The following is a 20645-nucleotide window of genomic DNA, read 5'->3' on the forward strand; positions in this document are numbered from 1 at the left end:
ATCACTCATTACTTTTTATAAATAGGTAACGTTATAACAAACGTTGTTCCTACATTTGTTTGAGTCATAAAATCAATTTTCCCCCCAATTCCCGTTATTGTCTGCTTTACAAAGGCCAAACCTAATCCGGTCCCCGAGCTTTTAGTCGTGAAATTTGGCTTAAATATTTTAGGAATAACATCTTGCGGGATACCAAAACCGTTATCTTGGATCAAGATTTCGACCAAATCTTCATCGGTATACCGTAAAATAATATCAATTTTAATTTTCTTCCGACCCAGGCTCGCTTCTATCGCATTCTTAAATAAGTTGTTGAATGTCCGAAGGAATTGGTCACGGTCGCCTTGCACAAAGACCGATTTATCCGATGTTTCGTTGATTAAAAGGATGGATGTATTGCTTGTATTGCTAAAGAGATTGATGGCCTTCCGAATTTTTTCAACAAGATCGATTTTTACCAGGCTTGTCTCCGGCAATTTGGCAAAAGCAGAAAACTCTGTGGCAATAGTTGATAACAGGTCAATCTGTTCGATAATAGAAGTCGATATACGTTGAAAACGTTCTTCAAAGCGGCTGTCGTTTTCGTGATAGGATCGGATCAACTGCTGAATGCCTAACTTCATTGGTGTAAGTGGGTTTTTAATCTCATGCGCTACCTGTTTTGCCATTTCACGCCAAGCAGTTTCCCGTTCCACGTCTCGCAATTGTTTGGCGCTCTCTTCCAGTTTAATCAACATATGATTATATTCCTTAATGAGCATCCCGATTTCGTCATTTCTATCCCAATAGAGAGGTTCGTTGATCTTGTTGGATAATTGTGTCTCTGCCAGCTTCATCCGTACAATATCTAGGGGTTTGGTTATTTTTCGAGACAATGTTACGGCAATGAAACCAAATAAAATAATGATAAATGTATAGATATTTAAAATGGTATTTAGCAACAGGTTCTTACTATCTGCCGCATCTTTCTCCGTCGTATAATACGGGATGTTTAGGTAAGCAGCCGTCGTGTAATCTTCATATTTGATAGCTGCATATACAGAAGAGAACCAAAAATTTGAAATACGTTCCCGTTCATAAGCTTCCGAGTTCCGCAATACAGCTAGTTTATTTAATGCTGCAGGATTCATAAAGTCGGATATAAGCTTCAGATCAAAAATACGTTGTTGTGAGGAATAAAGTAGCCGTCCAGACTTATCGTATAGGTTGAAGTTTGTCATGGTAGAAGGGGCCATTTCTTTGAGCATTTCTACAATTTTCTCTTTAAATCCCTCCTGACTTTGACTACCGGCCATATAGTTTTCAATCTTTTTAGTGATTTCTGCAATTTCCTTTAATCGATTAGTGGTTGTCGTTTCTTCCAACTGCCTGTTTAAACTGATAAAGGCGACAGCACCGGATATCAATGTGCCCAATAAGACGGATGTACTAACCAACGCTTGAATACGTGTACTATACTGGATATTGTTGAATAGGATGCGAAAATGGTACTGAATCCTATTCCATCGAAACGATATACTGGAAAAAGTTTTGATAAGATAATTGATGAGATTAAATAGGCCGAAGAAGATGAGCAAGAGTATGAAGACGATAGATGCCAAGGCTAGATGTTCCCAAAGGGAGGCTTTTGGCATACTAAAAACAATCGTTGTATATTGATCGGGCTTATAGGCGAGATGAAAATAATGATCGTTTACTGTTAAAGGCATATATTCCCGCAGTTTATTCGGTATGCTTAGGTCATTTTCCGTATAGCTATAGGTGCCGTATTGTGTTACCAGATTATTGCCTTTATAGAGCGCATAAGAATTATCCCTGAAGGACTCAAAGTGCCAGCTTGTCGCATTATTGTCCGCTAATACTTCCGGATAGGGAAGAGAGGTACTATAAGATAGGTTTTTTATATTGAGATAAATGTGGTGAAACTTATCGGGGTTGTCCTCATAAGGAATGGAAAAATGGGTGAAATATTCATGTGTCCCCAGCTCGCTACGTAAGCGGTAAAAGTTTGAGGTGAACGGAATTTTTATAGCACTTTTAATTACATTTTCCCGGTATTCCGCCGGTTTATTTATTGTATAGTTTTCTAGGGGGGTACCCTCGTTGTCGTAATAGAATGCTTGGAATTCGAATCTTGACAAATACCCGCTCATATATCTTGTTTTGATATAATCCGTAATATAAGGAATATCGGGCATTGTATCATGCAGATTAAAGAGTTTACTTAATCGATAATCGTTAATGATATTTTTTTCCAGATCAATAAAAAGGGAAACGGCGTTTACATCATCTTCAGCCAAAAGGTGAGCGATGGCCTGCTCCATTCTGTTCATCTTTTTTATCTCATTATAGTGGTTATAAGAGATGACCGAGATGGTTGAAAATAGCAATACCGTTAAAATAAATGTAGAGAGCTGATAAGGCGACGAAAAATGGTAGGCTTTGTAAGTCCGGAGAAAAACTAAAATACCAAAAAGAATACCGAAGAGAATATTAAAACCTATAAGAGCTGTGGCAATTAGGGCAAAAACCAAGCAGATTAGTTCGATATTCAGTATAACGGTAATATTATTTAGTAGTTGACGCACCATTTGTACCACCCGGTCAATATACAATACCAGTGTAAGTACATTAATACAGAATAACAAAATACATAACCAACCGTAGTAGCCAAGATTGAGGATTTTGGTGAAGTCGTTTTCATATACGGGGGAATGCGTCAGAAGCGTTCCTAGAAAATAATAGATGATATGTCCAAAGAAATAGATCGAAAAAATACCAATCGCGGAGAGGATAATTGCATACTTTCTATTCGTTAAAAAAGCGGGGGGGTGAAGGTATTTTTGAATAGACATAATAAAGCACATAAACCAAAATATGGCACATGTGTTTACTAAAAAAGACCAAATATTGGGTAAAAATTGGTTGTAGGCATAATGTTTAGGATCAAATAATTCCAGGCTGGAATGGATAAACAACCAGTTCGATTTTAGATCTAAATACCGTACAGCTACCAATGTACTAGCAAACAAGATAATTCCCAGCCAAGCTTTCCCTTTTTTTGCGAAATAAATTGCAATACTATTGATCAAGATAATCAAACATACCAGTCCGGCTACCCAACAAAAGAATTGTAAACTGATGAATAAGTTATCTTTCTTTCCCTCGATTAACTTGACGGAAAATAGATAATTGCCATTTTTACTATAAATATTACGTATATTTTTATTATCGTCGTATCCGGCAATTTCAAGATTATTAACACCGATAGTAGAAAGAAAATTATTGTGCAAGAATTGGTTTGTATTTTCGAAATTCCGCTTTATGGGAACTAAAGCGAGGACGGAAATACCGTTTGTTAGTTCTTTTTTCTTTGTTAAGAAAGAACGATTTTCAGTTTGGATGACAGAAGTCTTTTCGCTTAATCCCACATCACTGAAAGGAACGTAGATATAGGTAGACCAGTGCACAATCTGGTTATCGTTGTATATATAAAAATAGATAAATTCTTTAGCCAGCTTGGTCGTAAGATTAGCGAGTTGTACCGGATACTTGTCGGCGTGCTGGAAGGTTTTGATGACGAGGCTATCTCGCAATATGTCATCAATTCTATCTTCATACCAATGAATCTTCCGTGTAAGTTTTTTTTCATCCAGCTCGAGCATGTCTTCATCCGTAATGGTGAAGTGAATGGTGAGTGCTGTACCCATCAGGGATAGTGTTAACACCAAAAGCAAAAATCGAATTTTTGTAAGCATCTCCATTCTTTTCCGTACGATGGATGTAAACCTAAATAAATTCATCTTTATATGCAATTAATTGCATATAAAGATGAATTTATTTAGCGCTCCTCGGCCATCAAGGTCTCTTTGTATAGAGGAAATATAAAAAAAAGTCCTCGTTATGTATACATAACGAGGACTTTTTTTTATTATGACACTACGCCTTAGGAATGCGTATGTACATCTTCTTCGCGAAAGAATTTTGCCCCAAAATATTCCCGGTTCATCCGCGCAATATTCGATAATTTGATGCCTTTGGGACATTCTGCCTCGCAGGCACCTGTATTCGTACAGTTACCGAATCCTTCTGCATCCATTTGGTCAATCATGGCCTGTGCTCTTTCGTAGCGTTCTGTTTGGCCTTGTGGTAATAATGCAAATTGAGAGATCTTTGCCGATACGAACAGCATGGCAGATGCATTTTTACATGCAGCTACGCAAGCCCCACATCCGATACATGTTGCAGACTCAAATGCTTCGTCGGCAATACGTTTTGGGATAGGAATCGTATTAGCATCAGGAACACCTCCGGTATTTACATTTACATATCCACCAGCCTGTTGAATACGATCAAAGGATGTACGATCAACTGCTAGATCTTTTAATACAGGGAACGCCGCTGCTCTCCATGGCTCGATGACGATAGTCTGTCCGTCATGGAAAGAACGCATATGCAATTGACAGGTTGTGATACCGTATTTTGGTCCGTGTGGACGACCGTTGATAACTAATGAACACATACCACAAATACCTTCACGACAATCGTGATCAAAATATATAGGGTCTTCTCCCTTGCGTGTAAGGTCTTCGTTTACCACATCCAGCATTTCTAAGAAAGACATGTCATCTGCGATGTCCTTCGCTTGGATAGTGACAAATTTACCCTTGGTTTTATCATTTTTCTGACGCCAAATTTTTAGCGTTAAATTCATATGTTGTGCCATGATAATATATCTCCCTACTATTTGTAACTTCTTTGTGTTAATTTAACGTTTTCGAAAACTAACTCTTCCTTATGTAAAGCTTCTGGTTGATTCTCTCCTCGGAATTCCCAAGCAGACACAAAAGTAAAGTTCTCGTCATCACGCTTAGCTTCTCCCTCTTCCGTTTGTGATTCCAAACGGAAATGTCCTCCACAGGATTCAGCACGGTTTAATGCATCGTCTACCATCAGTTCTCCTAATTCCAGAAAGTCTGCTACACGTCCCGCTTTTTCCAACGACATATTCAGCTCTTCGTTTTCTCCCAACACTTTTACGTCCGACCAGAATTCTTTTTTCAATTCCTGAATTAAGCCTTTTGCTTTTGTTAAGCCTTCTGCTGTACGGGCCATACCACAGTATTCCCACATGATATTTCCCAATTTCTTGTGAATATCATCTACAGTTTTCGAACCTTTCAAGTTTAGTAACGCGTTTACTTTGTTTTGGACTTCCTTACGTGTTTGTTCGAAGGCAGGGTTATTTTTATCAACTGGCGCAAAGCTTCCCAAATTTGCTAAATAATCACCTACGGTGTAAGGAATAACGAAATATCCGTCAGATAAACCTTGCATAAGTGCCGATGCACCCAAGCGGTTAGCGCCATGGTCAGAGAAGTTACATTCACCCAACGCATACAATCCTGGTACTGTGGTCATTAAGTTGTAATCTACCCAGATGCCTCCCATCGTGTAATGTACGGCAGGATAGATACGCATCGGTTGCTCATACGGATTTTCGTCTGTAATTTGGTAATACATGTCAAACAAGTTACCGTATTTAGCTTCTACCGTATCTTTTCCTAAACGTTTGATAGCGTCGGCGAAATCTAAGAACACAGCTACACCAGATTTACCAACACCCCGGCCGTCGTCGACCATTTCTTTCGCATTGCGGGAAGCCACGTCACGTGGTACCAAGTTACCGAAAGAAGGATATTTTCTTTCCAAGAAGTAATCCCGATCCTCTTCTTTAATATCTGCTGGTTTTAATTGTCCCTGACGTAATTTTTCAGAAAGTTCTTTTGTTTTTGGAACCCAAACCCGCCCATCATTACGAAGCGATTCTGACATCAAGGTCAGTTTCGATTGATGATCACCGGTTACGGGAATACAAGTAGGGTGGATTTGTGTGTAACAAGGGTTGGCAAAGAAAGCTCCGCGTTTGTGTGCTCTCCAAGCAGCTGTAACGTTACACCCCATAGCATTGGTTGACAGGAAGAAAACGTTTCCATAACCACCGGTACACAACAATACCGCATGTCCTTCGTGTGCTTCTATTTTACCTGTTACCAGGTCACGGGTGATAATACCACGCGCATGTCCGTCGATCTTTACCAAATCTAACATCTCGTGGCGCGTATACGACTTTACTTTCCCTTTTCTGATCTGACGGTTTAAGGCAGAATATGCACCTAATAATAATTGCTGTCCGGTTTGTCCACGTGCATAGAATGTACGGGATACCTGTGCCCCACCAAAAGAACGGTTATCCAACAATCCACCATATTCGCGGGCAAAAGGAACACCTTGTGCCACACATTGGTCAATAATATTGACGGAAACTTCTGCTAAACGATATACATTGGCTTCGCGTGCGCGATAATCTCCTCCTTTAATCGTGTCGTAGAATAAACGAAACACGGAGTCCCCATCATTTTGGTAGTTTTTAGCAGCATTTATACCCCCTTGTGCCGCAATAGAGTGCGCACGACGTGGAGAGTCCTGATAACAAAATGTTTTGACATTGTAACCAAGTTCTGCCAATGAAGCTGCTGCCGATGCTCCTGCCAAACCTGTACCCACCACAATGATAGTGAACTTACGCTTGTTGGCTGGGTTGACCAGCTTCATGTTGAATTTATGTTTTGACCATTTCTCGGCTAATGGGCCTGCAGGTACTTTCGAATCTAACATATTTTAAATAATTTATATTTAACAGATATGGATATATCCTAAAATATTATTTAACGAAATAAAAATATAGTGGCATCAATGCAAAACCAATCGGAATAATAACACCGAATACCCAAACACCTAAAAACTCAATGATAGGTACGTATTTTTTATGAGAAACACCTAACGTCTGGAACGCCGACTTGAATCCGTGGATCAAGTGAAACGACAGGGCCGCCATGGCTAGGACATAGAAGATCACGATTCCGATATTCTGAAAAGCAAAATCTACCTGTTTGTAAAGGTCCCGTGCTTTGATGATTTCCACATTGTTCTCAACCGTAACCTGATAATCATTAAATTCAGTAGCTTGTATCTCCTGTACAGCGGTTTCACCTGTTGCCAAATCCGTGCGATATTCCACATAGGGTACTTGATCGTTATGGTATTTCCACCAGAAATTATACATGTGTGTGGCGAGGAAAACCAAGATGATTGTGCCCAAGATTCCCATGTTACGGGAATTCCACTTACTATTTGCAGCACCATTAAACTGTGCATAGCCGATAGGACGAGCAGCCTTGTTTTTCATCGTCAAGACTAAGGCATAAATAGCATGTAAAATGATTGAAGCGTAAAGTAGATATGATACTACTTTAATAGGGGTAAAGTGGGTCATGAAATACGCATACTGGTTGAAAGCGTACCCCGCATCGTTTTTAAATAGCTGCAAGTTACCAATCAAATGAACGATCAGGAACAGACATAAAAAAATCCCCGTCAAGCTCATGATTAGTTTTCTTCCAAGTGAAGAATTTAAAACTGGCTTTGAATTACTCATTATCCTAGATGTTTATATATATTTTCGCAAATCTATTTATTTGCTAACATAAATATGACAAAGTAGTGTGGAAAACAAACAATTTAGAACGTTTCTAATCAAAAAAGAGGTTGCCCTGCTGAACAACCTCTTTGTATGTTTATATAATGATTTAAAGTCTATAAAAAGGAGAACCCAACTCCGATAGTCCACATCCTTATTTTTTGATTACCGGTTTCGTTCAAATTGCTCAATCCGTGTTCGTAACGTAGGTCAACGGTAAAGCTGCTAATATCAGCTCCAATACCACCGATGATACCTGTGGAGCTTTTTTTATAGTTTGACCATTCTGCCGGTTTTGTGAAACTTATGTCCTCGTTTTGTCCAAAAGAGAATACAGGGCCGGCTTGAATCCGAGCACCAATGGGACCGAGTCCGATTCTTGTTCCGAGTAAAACGGGTACATCAAAACTTTTAAAGGTAGCATCGCCATTTTGACCATCTTCTGTTTGAATGCCTACTTTTTTACTGGCATAATAAGCTTCAGGTTGTACATGGAACCCTGCTATTCCCACGCGACCCCACGCTCCCAATTGGAATCCTGTTTTCGTATCTGAATTAAGAAATCTTCCTTCGGACCGCAGACTAGAGAAGCCTAATCCGCCCTTTAATCCCACTTTAAATGTAGGGAATAATTGTGCTTGTGAAATGCCGATAGCGGCGATCAAACAAATTAAAGTAAGTATAGATTTTTTCATGTGGAAAATATTTGTTTATTTTATTACAACTACAATAATAAGATATTTGTTTTAAAATTTGATATATGAGTGTGTTAAAAATAACAGCCGAAGCCTGGGAAATCTTGAAAATAAAATTGAGTAGAAAATATAACCACTTAACAACTGGGGATTTAGCCTATACGCCCGGAGAAGAGGATGCGTTGGTAGCTCGCCTTGCAAAGAGACTTCGGCGCGATAAGGAATATATTGCATTTACATTGGCAAAAGAATTGTCAAATCTAGAATCAAATCGTTTGTAGGAATGGCAGAATTGATTACATGGACCGATTTTGAAAGCGTGGATTTGCGTGCCGGAACGATAATAGACGTGGAAGATTTTCCGAAAGCACGTAAACCAGCTTATCAATTGCGTATCGATTTTGGTAAGTTGGGTATATTGAAATCTAGTGCACAGATTACAGCACACTATAAAAAAGAGGACTTAATAGGCCGGCAAATTATAGCGGTCGTCAATTTCCCGAAAAAGCAAATAGCCGATTTTATGTCAGAATGCTTGGTAACAGGGTTACCGGACGAGAATGGGGATATCGTATTGAGTTCGATAGAGCGGAAGGTCCCAAATGGCACGAGATTAATATGAAAATATATAATTTTGAACCGACGGACTTTGGTCCTGTAGCAACAGATGAAGCTTATATGCGAGAGGCGCTAAAGCTAGCGCAAAAGGCCTATGAAGAGGATGAAATTCCTATTGGGGCTATTATCGTTAGTCAAGGTAAGATCATAGGAAAGGGATATAATCTTACGGAACGATTGAATGATGTGACCGCGCATGCTGAAATGCAGGCTTTTACCGCCGCCTCTAATTATATGGGAGGGAAATATTTAAAAGATTGTACCTTGTATGTTACGGTAGAACCCTGTGTGATGTGTGCCGGGGCATCCTATTGGGCACAAATCGCCAAGATTGTGTATGGAGCGGAGGATGAAAAAAGGGGAGCTTCCCGCTATGGTAATCTTTATCATCCCAAAACAGAGGTGACTTCGGGTGTGCTGGCGACGGAATGCGCTAATCTGATAAAATCATTTTTTCGTAATAAAAGATGAAGAAAAAAAACTTTTGAGAGGTAAATAAAACCGAAGCCCATTGAAATTGTTATATTCGTGTTCTTATTTAATTATAATCAAAAAACAGAAATATTATGGCATTTGAATTAGAAGCTTTACCATACGCCAGCAATGCGTTGGAGCCGCACATTGACAAAGAAACCATGGAAATTCACCATGATCGTCACCACCAAGCCTATGTAGACAACTTAAATAAAGCGATTGCAGGGACAGATGCTGAAAACTTATCTTTAGAAGAAATCAACAAAAACATTTCTAAATATCCTGCTGCTGTTCGCAACAATGGTGGAGGACATTTTAACCATAAGCTTTTTTGGACTATTTTGAGTGCAAATGGCGGCGGCGAGCCTACGGGTGAGTTAGCAGAGGCTATCAACCAAGCGTTTGGCTCATTCTCAGAATTGAAGACACAATTACAGAATGCAGGTGCTACGCGTTTTGGTTCTGGTTGGGCGTGGCTAGTTGTGAAAGCAGATGGACAACTCGCTGTAACATCTACTCCGAATCAAGATAATCCATTGATGGACGTAGCAGAAGTACAGGGCACACCTATTTTGGGTATTGATGTATGGGAACATGCGTACTATTTGAAATATCAGAACAAACGTCCTGCCTACCTTGATGCGATTTTCAACGTTATCGATTGGGATGCTGTAGCGAAACGCTATCAAGAAGCGAAGTAAGCGTCTGAAATAAAAAAAGCCTGGGAAATTTTCCCAGGCTTTTTTTATTCTTCTGTTCCGGCGATATGTTCATCAAGATCACTACCACTAACTTCTGCCCGGATTTTAGCTTCGAGTTCGTCGCTTAAATCGGGATTGTCCAGTAGTAAGCTCTTGACAGCATCACGCCCTTGCCCTAATTTGGTGTCACCATAACTAAACCATGAGCCAGACTTTTTGATGATGCCATATTCTACACCTAGGTCTATGATTTCACCTACTTTAGAGATTCCTTCACCAAACATAATGTCAAATTCTGCTAAACGGAATGGTGGCGCTACTTTATTTTTTACAATTTTTACTTTAACACGGTTACCCGCTACTTCGTCGCTATCTTTAATTTGGGAAGTTCTGCGAATATCCAAACGAACGGAGGCATAGAATTTCAATGCATTTCCACCCGTGGTCGTTTCTGGGTTTCCAAACATAACACCAATTTTCTCCCGCAATTGGTTGATAAAAATACAACAGCAATTGGTTTTAGAGATTGTCCCGGTTAGTTTCCGCAAAGCCTGCGACATCAAACGGGCTTGGAGACCCATTTTGGAATCTCCCATTTCCCCCTCAATTTCTCCTTTAGGCACTAACGCTGCAACGGAATCGATCACAATAACATCGATCGCACCCGAACGGATAAGGTTGTCGGCAATTTCCAATGCCTGTTCTCCATTGTCGGGTTGAGAGATAAGTAGATTTTCGACATCTACCCCTAGCTTTTGTGCGTAGTATTTATCAAAAGCGTGCTCCGCATCAATGATAGCCGCTATTCCTCCTTTTTTTTGAGCTTCAGCAACAATATGCGTAGCCAAGGTGGTTTTACCTGAAGATTCCGGTCCATAAATCTCAATAATACGACCTTTAGGTACTCCTCCGATACCCAATGCTATGTCTAGGCCAAGAGAACCTGTTGAGATCGCCTCGATGGGCTCTACTGCTGAATCCCCCAATTTCATAATCGTACCTTTTCCATACGATTTCTCCAATTTATCTAAAGTTAGCTGTAAAGCTTTTAGTTTGTCTGCGTTACTCATATTTTTAGTATTGTCTAGTCAAAAATAAGATTAAAATTTAAAATCACCAAATTAATATGCTAATATTTTTAGCCTATCTATTTAGCTTATGCGTTCCTTGCCGTTTTGGTATAATGCGTTTCAAAATACTTGCAGAAATAGGTAATAGGACATATCTCACATTTAGGGCGCCTCGCTACACAGATATACCGTCCATGAAGGATAAGCCAATGATGTGCGATAGCGATCGTATCCTCTGGGAGATATTTGACCAATTGCTTTTCCACAGCCAACGGGGTCGTGGCACGGCTTGTTAATCCTAAACGATTGCTCACCCGAAAAACATGCGTATCTACGGCCATAGCCGGTTTGTTGTATACCACAGATGAGATCACGTTAGCCGTTTTTCTTCCTACACCAGGTAATTTGATAAGATCTTCTACTTTTTCGGGTACTTCGCCCTGAAACTCTTCCAGCAATTTTTTGGCCATTCCCACTAGATGTTTGGCTTTATTATTTGGATAGCTCACTGATCGGATATATGTAAATACTTCATCTGTGGTACTAGCCGCTAATGACGGAGCGTCGGGGAAGCGTTCGAAGAGCTTGGGGGTCACTAGGTTGATGCGTTTGTCTGTACACTGTGCAGATAAAATGACCGCCACCAAGAGCTCGTATGGGTTACTATAATTTAATTCTGTTTGTGCATCAGGGCTGTGTGTCGAAAAATACTTTACAAATTCCTGATACCGTTCTTTTTTCAGCATGAACAAAATTAGAAATTAAAAAGTAAAACGTAAAAGACAAAGCACAAAAGAGAAGTAATACCGCTTTAAAAAACAAAGTCTCTAATAAATTTAGAGACTTTGCCATTTTACTTTCTTAAGCTACGAGAATAGTTCAATATATTCTCTAGGACTTTGGGGCTGGGATCTTTCACCAATTTCTGTAAATTGGATTTCAGATTTTGTTCAAATGTTTCATCAACTATCTCTACCATGCTCACCCTTTCCTCGCTTAATTCCGTATCATGTTCCTTTGTAAAGAATTCGACCATAAGCGTTTTAATTATGTAAGTATATATTAAACGCCAGATAAAAGTTTATAGTATGTAAGATTTAACATTTTTTTACTTTTTTTCTAGAATATATCGATCGGCCTCTTCAATAGCGGCTTTGGCATTTACCATTCCGCCCGAAACACTGATCTCATCTAAGTAAACCTTTTTGGTAGACCCGTCTACACTAATCTTTACTTTTTCGTCTACCTTAGTTACCGATTTTAAGATAATATCTTTCACCTCTTTGGCAGTCAGTTCCGGATAATAGGAGCGTAATAAAGCCGCTAATCCAGATACCACCGGAGCAGCCATACTGGTGCCATTTTGTTCCTTATATGTCGATTCGGGCATCGTAGAGTTAATTTTTACGCCCGGTGCAAACACATCTACTGACCGATACCCGAAATTGGAGAATTCGGCTAGTAAATCACCATCAAGCCCCGAGGATGTAGCGCCTACTGTAATCCAATTGGAGGCTTCTCCTGTTACAGCATCAAGGCTGTCTGTGTAATACTTCATCGGGTAGTTCTTGACCATGTCGATATCTTTGGCGTCGTTGCCTGCCGCATGTACGAGAAGTACATCCTTTTCCTCCGCATATTTTACGGCTTCATCTACGGTCTTTTTATTGTATACATACCCTTTTCCGAAACTCATATTAATCACTTTTGCACCGTTATCCACAGCATAGCGTATACCATTTGCCACGTCTTTATCCCGTTCGTCCCCATCAGGGACTATCCGCACACCCATAATCTGTACGTTATCTGCGATGCCGTCAACGCCTATTCCGTTGTGCCGTTTAGCACCGATGATACCCGCCACATGTGTGCCATGATCAGCGTCGGGGCCTTTGATATCCGCATTTCCATAAAAACGTTCATCTGCATCTTCATAATTGTCGCCAACGATATGCCTGGAATCATAAGATTTATTTAGATGATAGTCTACCTGTGCCCGGTAGTATTTAACCCCATCCTCCAGTTCTTTATAAAAATCTTCAAAGCTCTTGTCGTCGTTGAGTTCTCTTTTCGTCATGCGAATAGCCAATTTTTGACGATCTGTCTTTGGTTTGAAGGCATCGATATCGGCTTTGGTCATATCTTTGATATCTTTGCCTATGCTGTTGGTGATCGCATCAATTTCATCTTTTAGGCGACCGTAATTGAGGTTGCCAAAATTTGCTTGATCGAGCTTACTGGTATAATCGCTGATCATTCGTTGGTACGCTACAAATTCCCGTCGCTCGTCTTCACGCAGCGGTGTCGAAGGTAATACCGAGATATATTTGGGCTCGTAAAGGCGGATTAAACGGGTGACTTCCAGATTGTCGTAGTGCACATTTTCGCCTTCCGCATTTCCCATAAAGTTCCATCCATGTACATCGTCAATATAGCCATTATTATCATCATCTTCCGCATTCCCGGCAACTTCCTTAGGGTTTGTCCACATGACATCTTTTAAATCTTCGTGCTCATAATCAATACCGCCGTCTAGCACACCTACGACGACAGGCGTCGATTCCCGGCCTGTCAACAGTTCGTACGCTTTTTCGGTACTAATTCCGCGCACACCGTCTGTTGCGTAATCCAGATTATACCAATTTGGGGGATTCGTACCTTTAGATTGTGCATTTCCCCATAACGGAAGTATACATACACCTAATAAAGCAACCCGTTTCCATGTTTTAATCATATGTTTTTGTTTCGTCAAGAGACAAATATAAGGTAACTCTAGAGTCGATGTTGTTAAAAAAATATAAATCACTATTCTTTTTACATTAACTTTATGTCCAAAACTTGCTTGTTGATGCATAAAAACTGGAACTATATGATTATTATTGGAGCTATGACAATCTCTTGTTCTGATAAAACGACGAAAAATACCGCGTCTTGGCCGACAGTTACCGCTCCTGTAGCGCAAAAGAAAATACACAACCGCATCATTCATCATGATACGGTCGCGGATGATTACTACTGGATGAATGACTATTTTAAAAAAGGGCCAGATTCTGCTGAAGTTATTGCTTATCTGGAAGCGGAGAACAGCTATACTGCGGCGATGTTACAAGATACTGAAAAGTTTCAGGAAACACTTTTCCACGAAATGAAAGGACGTATAAAGGAGAAAGATGAGTCTGTCCCGTATCTCAAGAATGGTTACTATTATTACAGCCGTACGGAAGAAGGTAAACAATACTATAAATTCTGTCGAAAAAAAGGGAGTTTGGATGCACCAGAGGAAGTATTGCTGGACGTGGACGATATGGCAGAAGGCTATGCCTATTATGCAGCGAGTGGCTTTTCCATAAGTCCGGATAATAAATTGCTTGCTTTTGGCGTGGATACGGTATCCCGAAGAGAATACACAATTTATGTGAAAAACTTGGAGACAGGCGAGCTGTTACCCGATAAAATAGATCGTACTTCCGGTGGAGCAACTTGGGCAAATGATAACAAAACACTGTTCTATACTGCAAAAAATCCGGTAACTTTACTGAGTGAGAAAATCCGGCGTTATACATTGGGTTTAGGAGCAGAAGGGGACGTTGTTGTATATGAGGAAAAAGACAACACCAACTATATCGGTGTCGGCAAATCCAAAAACGGCAAACATATTATGATTTATTCTGGCGGAACACTATCGTCAGAAGTCCACTTGTTGGATGCTGATCATCCGAATGGTGTATTCAAAGTATTTCAACCTAGGATGAAAGAAGTTCTGTATTCGGTGACGGCGCTCGCCGACCGGTTCTTAATTTTGACGAATGACGGAGCGAAAAACTTCCAGGTGATGGAATGTCCGTTAGACAAAACTACCAAAGAATATTGGAAAGAATTTATTCCGCATCGGAAAGACGTGCTTGTTTCTGATATTGATGAATTCAAGGATTACATCGTGATTTCGGAACGTAAGAATGGCTTGACACAAATGGCTGTACGCTCTTTAAAAGACGGGCATCAGCATTATCTGGATTTCGGCGAGGCGGCGTATACGGTATATCCAAGTACAAATGTAGAATATAATACCGATATGGTTCGTTATGGTTACACTTCACTTGTCACACCGTCTTCTACGTTTGACTATAACATGAGTACCAAAGAAAAGACCCTTCGGAAACAACAGGAGATTGTTGGTGGGTATGACGCAGACCACTATGTAACGGAGCGTTTGTTTGCCACAGTTGCTGATGGTACACAAGTTCCTATTTCGTTGGTCTATAAAAAAGGGTTCCCTAAAAATGGGAAATCACCCCTGTTGTTGTACGGGTACGGTTCGTATGGGATGTCCATGGATCCTACGTTTAATTCGTCGAGACTGAGCCTGTTGGATCGAGGTTTTGCGTATGCCATTGCCCATATACGTGGTGGAGAGGAGATGGGAAGGCAATGGTATGAGGATGGTAAAATGATGAATAAGAAAAATACTTTTACAGATTTTATCGACTGCGCCAACTATTTGATTTCCCAAAAATATACAAGTTCGGACCATCTGTATGCACAAGGAGGTAGTGCGGGTGGATTATTAATGGGGGCGGTTATCAACATGGCGCCCGAACTATGGAATGGTGTTATTGCGCAGGTTCCTTTTGTCGATGTGGTCAACACCATGCTGGATGAGACAATTCCATTAACGACAAACGAATATGACGAATGGGGAAATCCGAATGAGCAAGCTGCTTATGCGTATATGAAGTCGTATTCGCCCTATGAGAATATAGAAGCAAAGGCGTATCCGAACCTACTGGTTACTACAGGTCTTCATGATAGTCAGGTGCAATATTTCGAACCCGCGAAATGGGTGGCGAAGTTGCGTGAAATAAAGCAAGGGAATCAAGTGGTATTGTTCAAAACAGATATGTCCTACGGACACGGTGGGGCTTCCGGCAGGTTTGATTATCTGAAAGATGTCGCACTGAACTATGCGTTCTTATTCAAGTTGGAGGGGATTACCGAGTAAAAAATAGCCGGTGTGTTGCCTGTTGTAACACACCGGCTATTTTTTATTTTAATGAATCCAGTTGATTCTCCCGCTCTATCTCCCGTGCATCAATCTGATGCTGTTTGTAGTTTTCAATAGCCACCTTGCTCGCTTTTAAGGAAACGATAATGCCGATGATAGCGATAACCGTAACGATTGCTAATCCCCATACATATTTCTTTTTGTCCTGTTTAACTAACCAGTACATCAGGAAAATATAGGGAACCGCAAAAAAGATATAAAAAATAATACTTGGACCAACCATCGTTCGGAGAATTTTAAACCGAGACAAAAGTACCTAAAAAAAGAGATATTAGCGCCACGTCATTTCTTTTAAACCTTTTAGCAAAAATGCGGTCTAATTATCATATTGATGGGAGAATACTGCAATGGGTATTTTTTTGACAAAAAAACTAGACGCCTATTGCATAAAAGAAAAAAATAATTTTTTACTTTTGTCCTGTTAATAGTTAATAGATAGACAAATGAACACGTTCACATGTTATACGTATATTCCGGTGCAACTTCCGAAGAAGTTTGTAAAGGATATGTTGTATACATTGAAGGGATTCAATTGTCCTATATTACGATTCCGACGACCTATTCTGCCTCGAGCTTGATTGGGAGGCAGGACAACATCCATTATGAACAATCACTCGGCTCAGTGGTTTCTCAATCGTTAATTAATAGAGTTTTGTTGAGAACACATTTATGTGTAATTTATTAGGTCGACATCTTCGATGACACTTTCAGATTTTTTAGTTATTCCTGCCACTTCTGCACATATAGGATATGCAGAGACGATTTGCAATGAAATGTTTGAATCTGCGAAAGCGCGCGGAACAGGCATTGCTCGCCGTAAGCCAGAATATATTGTACGCAAGATAGAGGAGGGCAAAGCGGTCATTGCCTTACATAAGGATGGGCGTTGGGCCGGCTTTTGTTATATCGAGACATGGAGTCACGGGGATTATGTGGCCAATTCCGGTTTGATTGTAAGCCCTGAATTTAGGAAAGTAGGATTGGCGAAAGCGATTAAGAAACGTGTCTTTGATTTATCACGCGAAAAATATCCGAAAGCGAAAATATTTGGTTTAACCACCGGTTTGGCTGTTATGAAAATAAATTCAGATTTAGGCTATGAACCGGTAACATATGGCGAACTAACCCAAGATGAAGAATTTTGGAAAGGTTGTCAATCTTGTGTGAACTTTGATATTCTTGTCAGCAAGGAGCGGAAGAACTGTATGTGTACCGCTATGCTGTGGGATCCTGTCGAGAAAGAACGTGAACTCAAAGAAAAAATTCAGCGTCGTGCCGAAGCGAAAGAACGGTTGGATCGTATTGTGAAAAAGCAATCGCTTTTGAAACGTATTGAAGCTAAATTGTGGAAATCGTCCAGAAAGATTGTTGCCGCCGTGTTCCCTGTAGGTATCGGTCTCGCAAAAAATATATAATGACTATATTTCCTCTATAAAATAGCCCTTGATGGCAGAGGAGAGCGAAATAAATTCATTTTCTTTTAAAGAATTCGTGAATGCCACGCATTTTATTTAGGTTTGACCTCATTGCATGATGAGTAACAAGAAAAAATTATATACGGATGAAAAAAGTAGTATTAGCGTTTAGTGGTGGTTTAGACACCTCCTTCTGTTGTATTTATTTGTCGAAAGAATTAGGGTTGGAAATACATTCGGTGGTCGTTAACACAGGAGGTTTCTCGAAAGAGGAGTTAAAAGCTATAGAAGAACGCGCTTATGCTTTAGGGGTGAAATCCCATAGCACGATCGATGAGACAGAAAACTACTATCGTGACACTATAAAATATCTCATTTTTGGGAATGTATTAAAAAATGCGACCTATCCGCTTTCGGTATCGGCGGAGCGTGTTTGTCAAGCGACTGCAATTGCCAATTATGCAAAAAAAATCGGTGCAGGTTGTGTAGCACATGGTTCTACGGGGGCAGGGAATGATCAGGTTCGTTTTGACATGATCTTTAATACCCTAATTCCTGGGGTAGAGATTATTACGCCGATTCGGGATCTCAAATTATCCCGGGAGGAAGAAATAGCTTATTTAGCTAAGCATGGGGTAGAGATTAATGCTGAAAAAGCGAAATACTCCATCAACAAAGGGTTGTGGGGTACTTCCGTTGGCGGTGCAGAAACCTTGACTTCGAATAAATATCTTCCGGAAGCGGCATGGCCTACGCCAGTGACGTCATCCGAACCACAGACGGTGACGATAGACTTCGTTAAAGGAGAGCCTGTTGCGCTCAATGGCGAGCCGATCGGCGCGGTTAAAGTTATTCAGCAATTACAAGATCTAGCCCAGCCGTATGGTATCGGGCGCGATATACACGTCGGAGATACGATTATCGGTATTAAGGGGCGTGTTGGTTTTGAGGCAGCCGGGCCGCTTATTCTTATCAAAGCTCATCATACACTAGAAAAACATACGCTCACTAAATGGCAGTTGTCCTGGAAAGACCAGATCTCGGGATTTTATGGTAACTATATGCACGAAGGACAAATGCATGACCCGGTTATGCGGGATATGGAGGCATTCTTGCGTTCTTCACAAGAAACGGTGACCGGGCGAGTTATTGTCGAATTACATCCGTATCGGTTTATCGTTGTAGGTATCGAGTCTGAGCACGACTTGATGTCCACTAAATTTGGTAGCTATGGTGAAATGAATGAAGGCTATACCGGTGATGATGTAAAAGGTTTTGCCAAAATATTTGGTAATCAAACTATCATCTGGCACAAAGTTAATAGTGGGGGAGCGGAATGATAAGAGTAGGTATAGTAGGTTCTGCAGGATATACAGGAGGTGAATTGCTCCGTGTATTGATTTATCACCCTGATGTAGAAGTTGTTTTTGCAAATAGCGCTTCCAATGCCGGGAACAAAGTCTATGTGGTTCACAACGATTTATTTGGCGATACTGAATTGGAATTTTCTGCCGATTTTCACTCGGATATCGATGTGCTATTTCTCTGTGTAGGGCATGGCGATGCGCGAAAATTTTTGGAAGCGCATCCGGTAGATCCTTCTGTAAAAATCATCGACCTATCGCAAGATTATCGGTTGAAAGCTAATACGGCTTATCAAGGTGGACATTTTGTGTATGGTCTCCCCGAACTCAACAGGGAAGCGATAAAATCGGCACAATATATTGCCAACCCGGGATGTTTTGCTACTAATCTACAATTGGCATTGCTTCCTTTAGCTGCTAAAGGCTTGTTGCCCGAACAGATTCATATTAATGCTACAACAGGTTCCACAGGGGCAGGGCAGAAACCTTCGCCTACTTCCCATTTTTCCTGGCGTAGTGGCAATCTTTCTGCTTATAAATCGTTCGAACATCAACATCTACAGGAAGTGTCCGAATCGTTGAGCCAGCTCCAACCGAATTTTCTACCGCAATCTGATCAATCTTTACTCGAACGGGCTATGCAGCGGATCAATATGATCCCACAACGCGGCGCATTTCCAAGAGGGATTTTTTCAGCTATATATGTAGCTTCTGCATTAGCCGAAGATGAGGCTTATGCCCTTTATGAGGAATATTACGCAAACCACCCGTTTACTTGGGTGAGTAAGGCGAATATTGATTTGAAACAGGTCGTGAATACCAATAAGAGCATTATGCATTTGGAAAAACACGGCAATCAATTGTTGATTCTAAATGCAACCGACAACTTGTTAAAAGGTGCATCAGGCCAAGCTGTTCAGAATATGAACTTAATGTTCGGTCTGGATGAAAGGGCGGGGCTTAACTTAAAGCCAGCAGGATTTTAAATTTAATTTCCACTTTTGCGGTCAAAAGTGGAGCAAACCGAGCAAAGTGAGCTCATGAACACCAAAACAAACGCGTGTTCATAAACTCGTCTCTGCGGATATTTGAAATACGAGGTTCGTGCATGCATTAAATTTCTACAGCCTTCAAATATCCGGAGGAGACATTAATTGTTAGGGATAGTACAGTTCTTAACCTTTATAAAGAGTTCCTGATAATGACCGTAGCTGGATCACGTAAAGTCACAGCTGTTTCATTTAAAATCGCATTTGCCGCTTCTTCTCCCATTTTACGGAAATCGGTGCTGATCACGGTAATGCCTTCTTCCAACACTTCTTTTACGGCTGTATCGTTGTAAGAAATCAACCCAATGTCTTCGCCGAGCTTCCAGTTCTTTTCCCGGCAGAGTTTGATAATATCCACATCATCCTGATCATATCGGCTAAATGTGATGTAGGCATCGCCTTTCTTAAAAGAATCAGGTTGGACCTGATGAATGATTTTGTGGTTTTTCTTATGCTCTTTGGAAAATGCCTCGAATCCCGCAATTAAATCTTGGGCATGAAAAGCCTCCAATGGAGCAACAAGTACTAGGCGTTTATACTTTTCCAGTTGTGGTAATAAGGTGGTTAAAGAGTCAACCAGATCAGATTTATGGTCCTGATAAATACAGCTGTATGTGCCTTCCAGGCCATGCTCGTTGTGGTCAATCACGATGCGTT

The 20645-nt window shown here is 40.5% G+C and carries 19 protein-coding genes; 8 read left to right on the plus strand and 11 right to left on the minus strand.

Going from position 1 to position 20645, the window contains the following annotated elements; all coding sequences use genetic code 11:
- Positions 1-8: 8 nt before the first annotated feature.
- From H8B06_RS15895 to H8B06_RS15915, 5 genes are all read right to left on the minus strand, one after another.
- The gene (locus tag H8B06_RS15895) at positions 9-3758 is read right to left on the minus strand and encodes an ATP-binding protein (RefSeq protein ID WP_223857713.1); all 3750 of its coding nucleotides are present in this window, start codon (positions 3756-3758) and stop codon (positions 9-11) included.
- A 188-nt stretch (positions 3759-3946) separates the two neighbouring features.
- Positions 3947-4726, minus strand: a complete 780-nt coding sequence (locus H8B06_RS15900) for a succinate dehydrogenase/fumarate reductase iron-sulfur subunit (RefSeq protein WP_190995202.1) — start codon at positions 4724-4726, stop codon at positions 3947-3949.
- A 17-nt stretch (positions 4727-4743) separates the two neighbouring features.
- The gene (locus H8B06_RS15905; RefSeq protein ID WP_190995203.1) at positions 4744-6678 is read right to left on the minus strand and encodes a fumarate reductase/succinate dehydrogenase flavoprotein subunit; all 1935 of its coding nucleotides are present in this window, start codon (positions 6676-6678) and stop codon (positions 4744-4746) included.
- Positions 6679-6724: 46 nt separating this feature from the next.
- Entirely contained in the window at positions 6725-7498 is a 774-nt protein-coding gene (locus H8B06_RS15910; protein ID WP_190995204.1) for a succinate dehydrogenase cytochrome b subunit, read from the minus strand.
- A 158-nt stretch (positions 7499-7656) separates the two neighbouring features.
- Entirely contained in the window at positions 7657-8235 is a 579-nt protein-coding gene (locus H8B06_RS15915) for an outer membrane beta-barrel protein (protein ID WP_190995205.1), read from the minus strand.
- Positions 8236-8300: 65 nt separating this feature from the next.
- On the opposite strand from H8B06_RS15915, the gene H8B06_RS15920 reads away from it, so the two are divergent.
- From H8B06_RS15920 to H8B06_RS15935, 4 genes are all read left to right on the plus strand, one after another.
- Positions 8301-8516, plus strand: coding sequence for a hypothetical protein (locus tag H8B06_RS15920; RefSeq protein WP_130143084.1), 216 nt, complete (start codon positions 8301-8303; stop codon positions 8514-8516).
- 2 nt (positions 8517-8518) lie between these two features.
- Entirely contained in the window at positions 8519-8857 is a 339-nt protein-coding gene (locus tag H8B06_RS15925; protein WP_190995206.1) for a tRNA-binding protein, read from the plus strand.
- Positions 8854-9324 (plus strand): nucleoside deaminase, encoded by a 471-nt coding sequence (locus H8B06_RS15930; protein WP_190995207.1) that lies wholly within the window; start codon positions 8854-8856, stop codon positions 9322-9324. The genes H8B06_RS15925 and H8B06_RS15930 overlap by 4 nt, the downstream gene beginning before the upstream one ends.
- A 95-nt stretch (positions 9325-9419) precedes the next feature.
- Positions 9420-10028, plus strand: a complete 609-nt coding sequence (locus H8B06_RS15935; protein ID WP_223857714.1) for a superoxide dismutase — start codon at positions 9420-9422, stop codon at positions 10026-10028.
- Between the two features lie 44 nt (positions 10029-10072).
- Here H8B06_RS15935 and recA read toward each other — a convergent pair whose 3' ends face one another.
- The 4 genes from recA to H8B06_RS15955 form a co-directional block, all read right to left on the minus strand.
- Complete coding sequence (recA, locus tag H8B06_RS15940; RefSeq protein ID WP_190995208.1) at positions 10073-11098, minus strand: recombinase RecA; 1026 nt, start codon at positions 11096-11098, stop codon at positions 10073-10075.
- Positions 11099-11184: 86 nt separating this feature from the next.
- Positions 11185-11844 (minus strand): endonuclease III, encoded by a 660-nt coding sequence (nth, locus tag H8B06_RS15945; RefSeq protein ID WP_190995209.1) that lies wholly within the window; start codon positions 11842-11844, stop codon positions 11185-11187.
- Between the two features lie 107 nt (positions 11845-11951).
- Positions 11952-12134, minus strand: a complete 183-nt coding sequence (locus H8B06_RS15950) for a hypothetical protein (RefSeq protein ID WP_130143090.1) — start codon at positions 12132-12134, stop codon at positions 11952-11954.
- Positions 12135-12206: 72 nt separating this feature from the next.
- The gene (locus H8B06_RS15955; RefSeq protein ID WP_190995210.1) at positions 12207-13832 is read right to left on the minus strand and encodes a S8 family peptidase; all 1626 of its coding nucleotides are present in this window, start codon (positions 13830-13832) and stop codon (positions 12207-12209) included.
- A gap of 135 nt (positions 13833-13967) precedes the next feature.
- On the opposite strand from H8B06_RS15955, the gene H8B06_RS15960 reads away from it, so the two are divergent.
- On the plus strand, positions 13968-16097 hold the full coding sequence (locus H8B06_RS15960; RefSeq protein ID WP_317170938.1) for a S9 family peptidase: 2130 nt from the start codon (positions 13968-13970) through the stop codon (positions 16095-16097).
- 43 nt (positions 16098-16140) lie between these two features.
- Here the strand turns inward: H8B06_RS15960 and H8B06_RS15965 are convergent, their stop codons facing one another.
- Entirely contained in the window at positions 16141-16326 is a 186-nt protein-coding gene (locus tag H8B06_RS15965) for a hypothetical protein (RefSeq protein WP_223857715.1), read from the minus strand.
- Positions 16327-16858: 532 nt separating this feature from the next.
- On the opposite strand from H8B06_RS15965, the gene H8B06_RS15970 reads away from it, so the two are divergent.
- The 3 genes from H8B06_RS15970 to argC all read left to right on the plus strand — a co-directional run bounded on the left by H8B06_RS15970 (position 16859) and on the right by argC (position 19925).
- Complete coding sequence (locus H8B06_RS15970; RefSeq protein ID WP_190995212.1) at positions 16859-17575, plus strand: GNAT family N-acetyltransferase; 717 nt, start codon at positions 16859-16861, stop codon at positions 17573-17575.
- 146 nt (positions 17576-17721) lie between these two features.
- Entirely contained in the window at positions 17722-18915 is a 1194-nt protein-coding gene (argG, locus tag H8B06_RS15975; RefSeq protein WP_190995213.1) for an argininosuccinate synthase, read from the plus strand.
- Positions 18912-19925 (plus strand): N-acetyl-gamma-glutamyl-phosphate reductase, encoded by a 1014-nt coding sequence (gene argC, locus H8B06_RS15980; protein ID WP_190995214.1) that lies wholly within the window; start codon positions 18912-18914, stop codon positions 19923-19925. Before argG ends, argC begins: the two co-directional genes overlap by 4 nt.
- Before the next feature lie 196 nt (positions 19926-20121).
- Here argC and H8B06_RS15985 read toward each other — a convergent pair whose 3' ends face one another.
- On the minus strand, positions 20122-20637 hold the full coding sequence (locus H8B06_RS15985) for a substrate-binding domain-containing protein (protein ID WP_317170939.1): 516 nt from the start codon (positions 20635-20637) through the stop codon (positions 20122-20124).
- Between the last annotated feature and the right edge of the window lie 8 nt (positions 20638-20645).

This window comes from Sphingobacterium micropteri, from assembly GCF_014692515.1.
GTDB lineage: Bacteria > Bacteroidota > Bacteroidia > Sphingobacteriales > Sphingobacteriaceae > Sphingobacterium > Sphingobacterium micropteri.

Excerpts from the sequence above, each read along its gene's own strand:
- H8B06_RS15895 (WP_223857713.1), bottom strand. The coding sequence starts at position 3,758 with ATGCTTACAAAAATTCGATTTTTGCTTTTGGTGTTAACACTATCCCTG.
- H8B06_RS15900 (WP_190995202.1), bottom strand. The coding sequence starts at position 4,726 with ATGGCACAACATATGAATTTAACGCTAAAAATTTGGCGTCAGAAAAAT.
- H8B06_RS15905 (WP_190995203.1), bottom strand. The coding sequence starts at position 6,678 with ATGTTAGATTCGAAAGTACCTGCAGGCCCATTAGCCGAGAAATGGTCA.
- H8B06_RS15910 (WP_190995204.1), bottom strand. The coding sequence starts at position 7,498 with ATGAGTAATTCAAAGCCAGTTTTAAATTCTTCACTTGGAAGAAAACTA.
- H8B06_RS15915 (WP_190995205.1), bottom strand. The coding sequence starts at position 8,235 with ATGAAAAAATCTATACTTACTTTAATTTGTTTGATCGCCGCTATCGGC.
- H8B06_RS15920 (WP_130143084.1), top strand. The coding sequence starts at position 8,301 with ATGAGTGTGTTAAAAATAACAGCCGAAGCCTGGGAAATCTTGAAAATA.
- H8B06_RS15925 (WP_190995206.1), top strand. The coding sequence starts at position 8,519 with ATGGCAGAATTGATTACATGGACCGATTTTGAAAGCGTGGATTTGCGT.
- H8B06_RS15930 (WP_190995207.1), top strand. The coding sequence starts at position 8,854 with ATGAAAATATATAATTTTGAACCGACGGACTTTGGTCCTGTAGCAACA.
- H8B06_RS15935 (WP_223857714.1), top strand. The coding sequence starts at position 9,420 with ATGGCATTTGAATTAGAAGCTTTACCATACGCCAGCAATGCGTTGGAG.
- recA (WP_190995208.1), bottom strand. The coding sequence starts at position 11,098 with ATGAGTAACGCAGACAAACTAAAAGCTTTACAGCTAACTTTAGATAAA.
- nth (WP_190995209.1), bottom strand. The coding sequence starts at position 11,844 with ATGCTGAAAAAAGAACGGTATCAGGAATTTGTAAAGTATTTTTCGACA.
- H8B06_RS15950 (WP_130143090.1), bottom strand. The coding sequence starts at position 12,134 with ATGGTCGAATTCTTTACAAAGGAACATGATACGGAATTAAGCGAGGAA.
- H8B06_RS15955 (WP_190995210.1), bottom strand. The coding sequence starts at position 13,832 with ATGATTAAAACATGGAAACGGGTTGCTTTATTAGGTGTATGTATACTT.
- H8B06_RS15960 (WP_317170938.1), top strand. The coding sequence starts at position 13,968 with ATGATTATTATTGGAGCTATGACAATCTCTTGTTCTGATAAAACGACG.
- H8B06_RS15965 (WP_223857715.1), bottom strand. The coding sequence starts at position 16,326 with ATGTACTGGTTAGTTAAACAGGACAAAAAGAAATATGTATGGGGATTA.
- H8B06_RS15970 (WP_190995212.1), top strand. The coding sequence starts at position 16,859 with ATGACACTTTCAGATTTTTTAGTTATTCCTGCCACTTCTGCACATATA.
- argG (WP_190995213.1), top strand. The coding sequence starts at position 17,722 with ATGAAAAAAGTAGTATTAGCGTTTAGTGGTGGTTTAGACACCTCCTTC.
- argC (WP_190995214.1), top strand. The coding sequence starts at position 18,912 with ATGATAAGAGTAGGTATAGTAGGTTCTGCAGGATATACAGGAGGTGAA.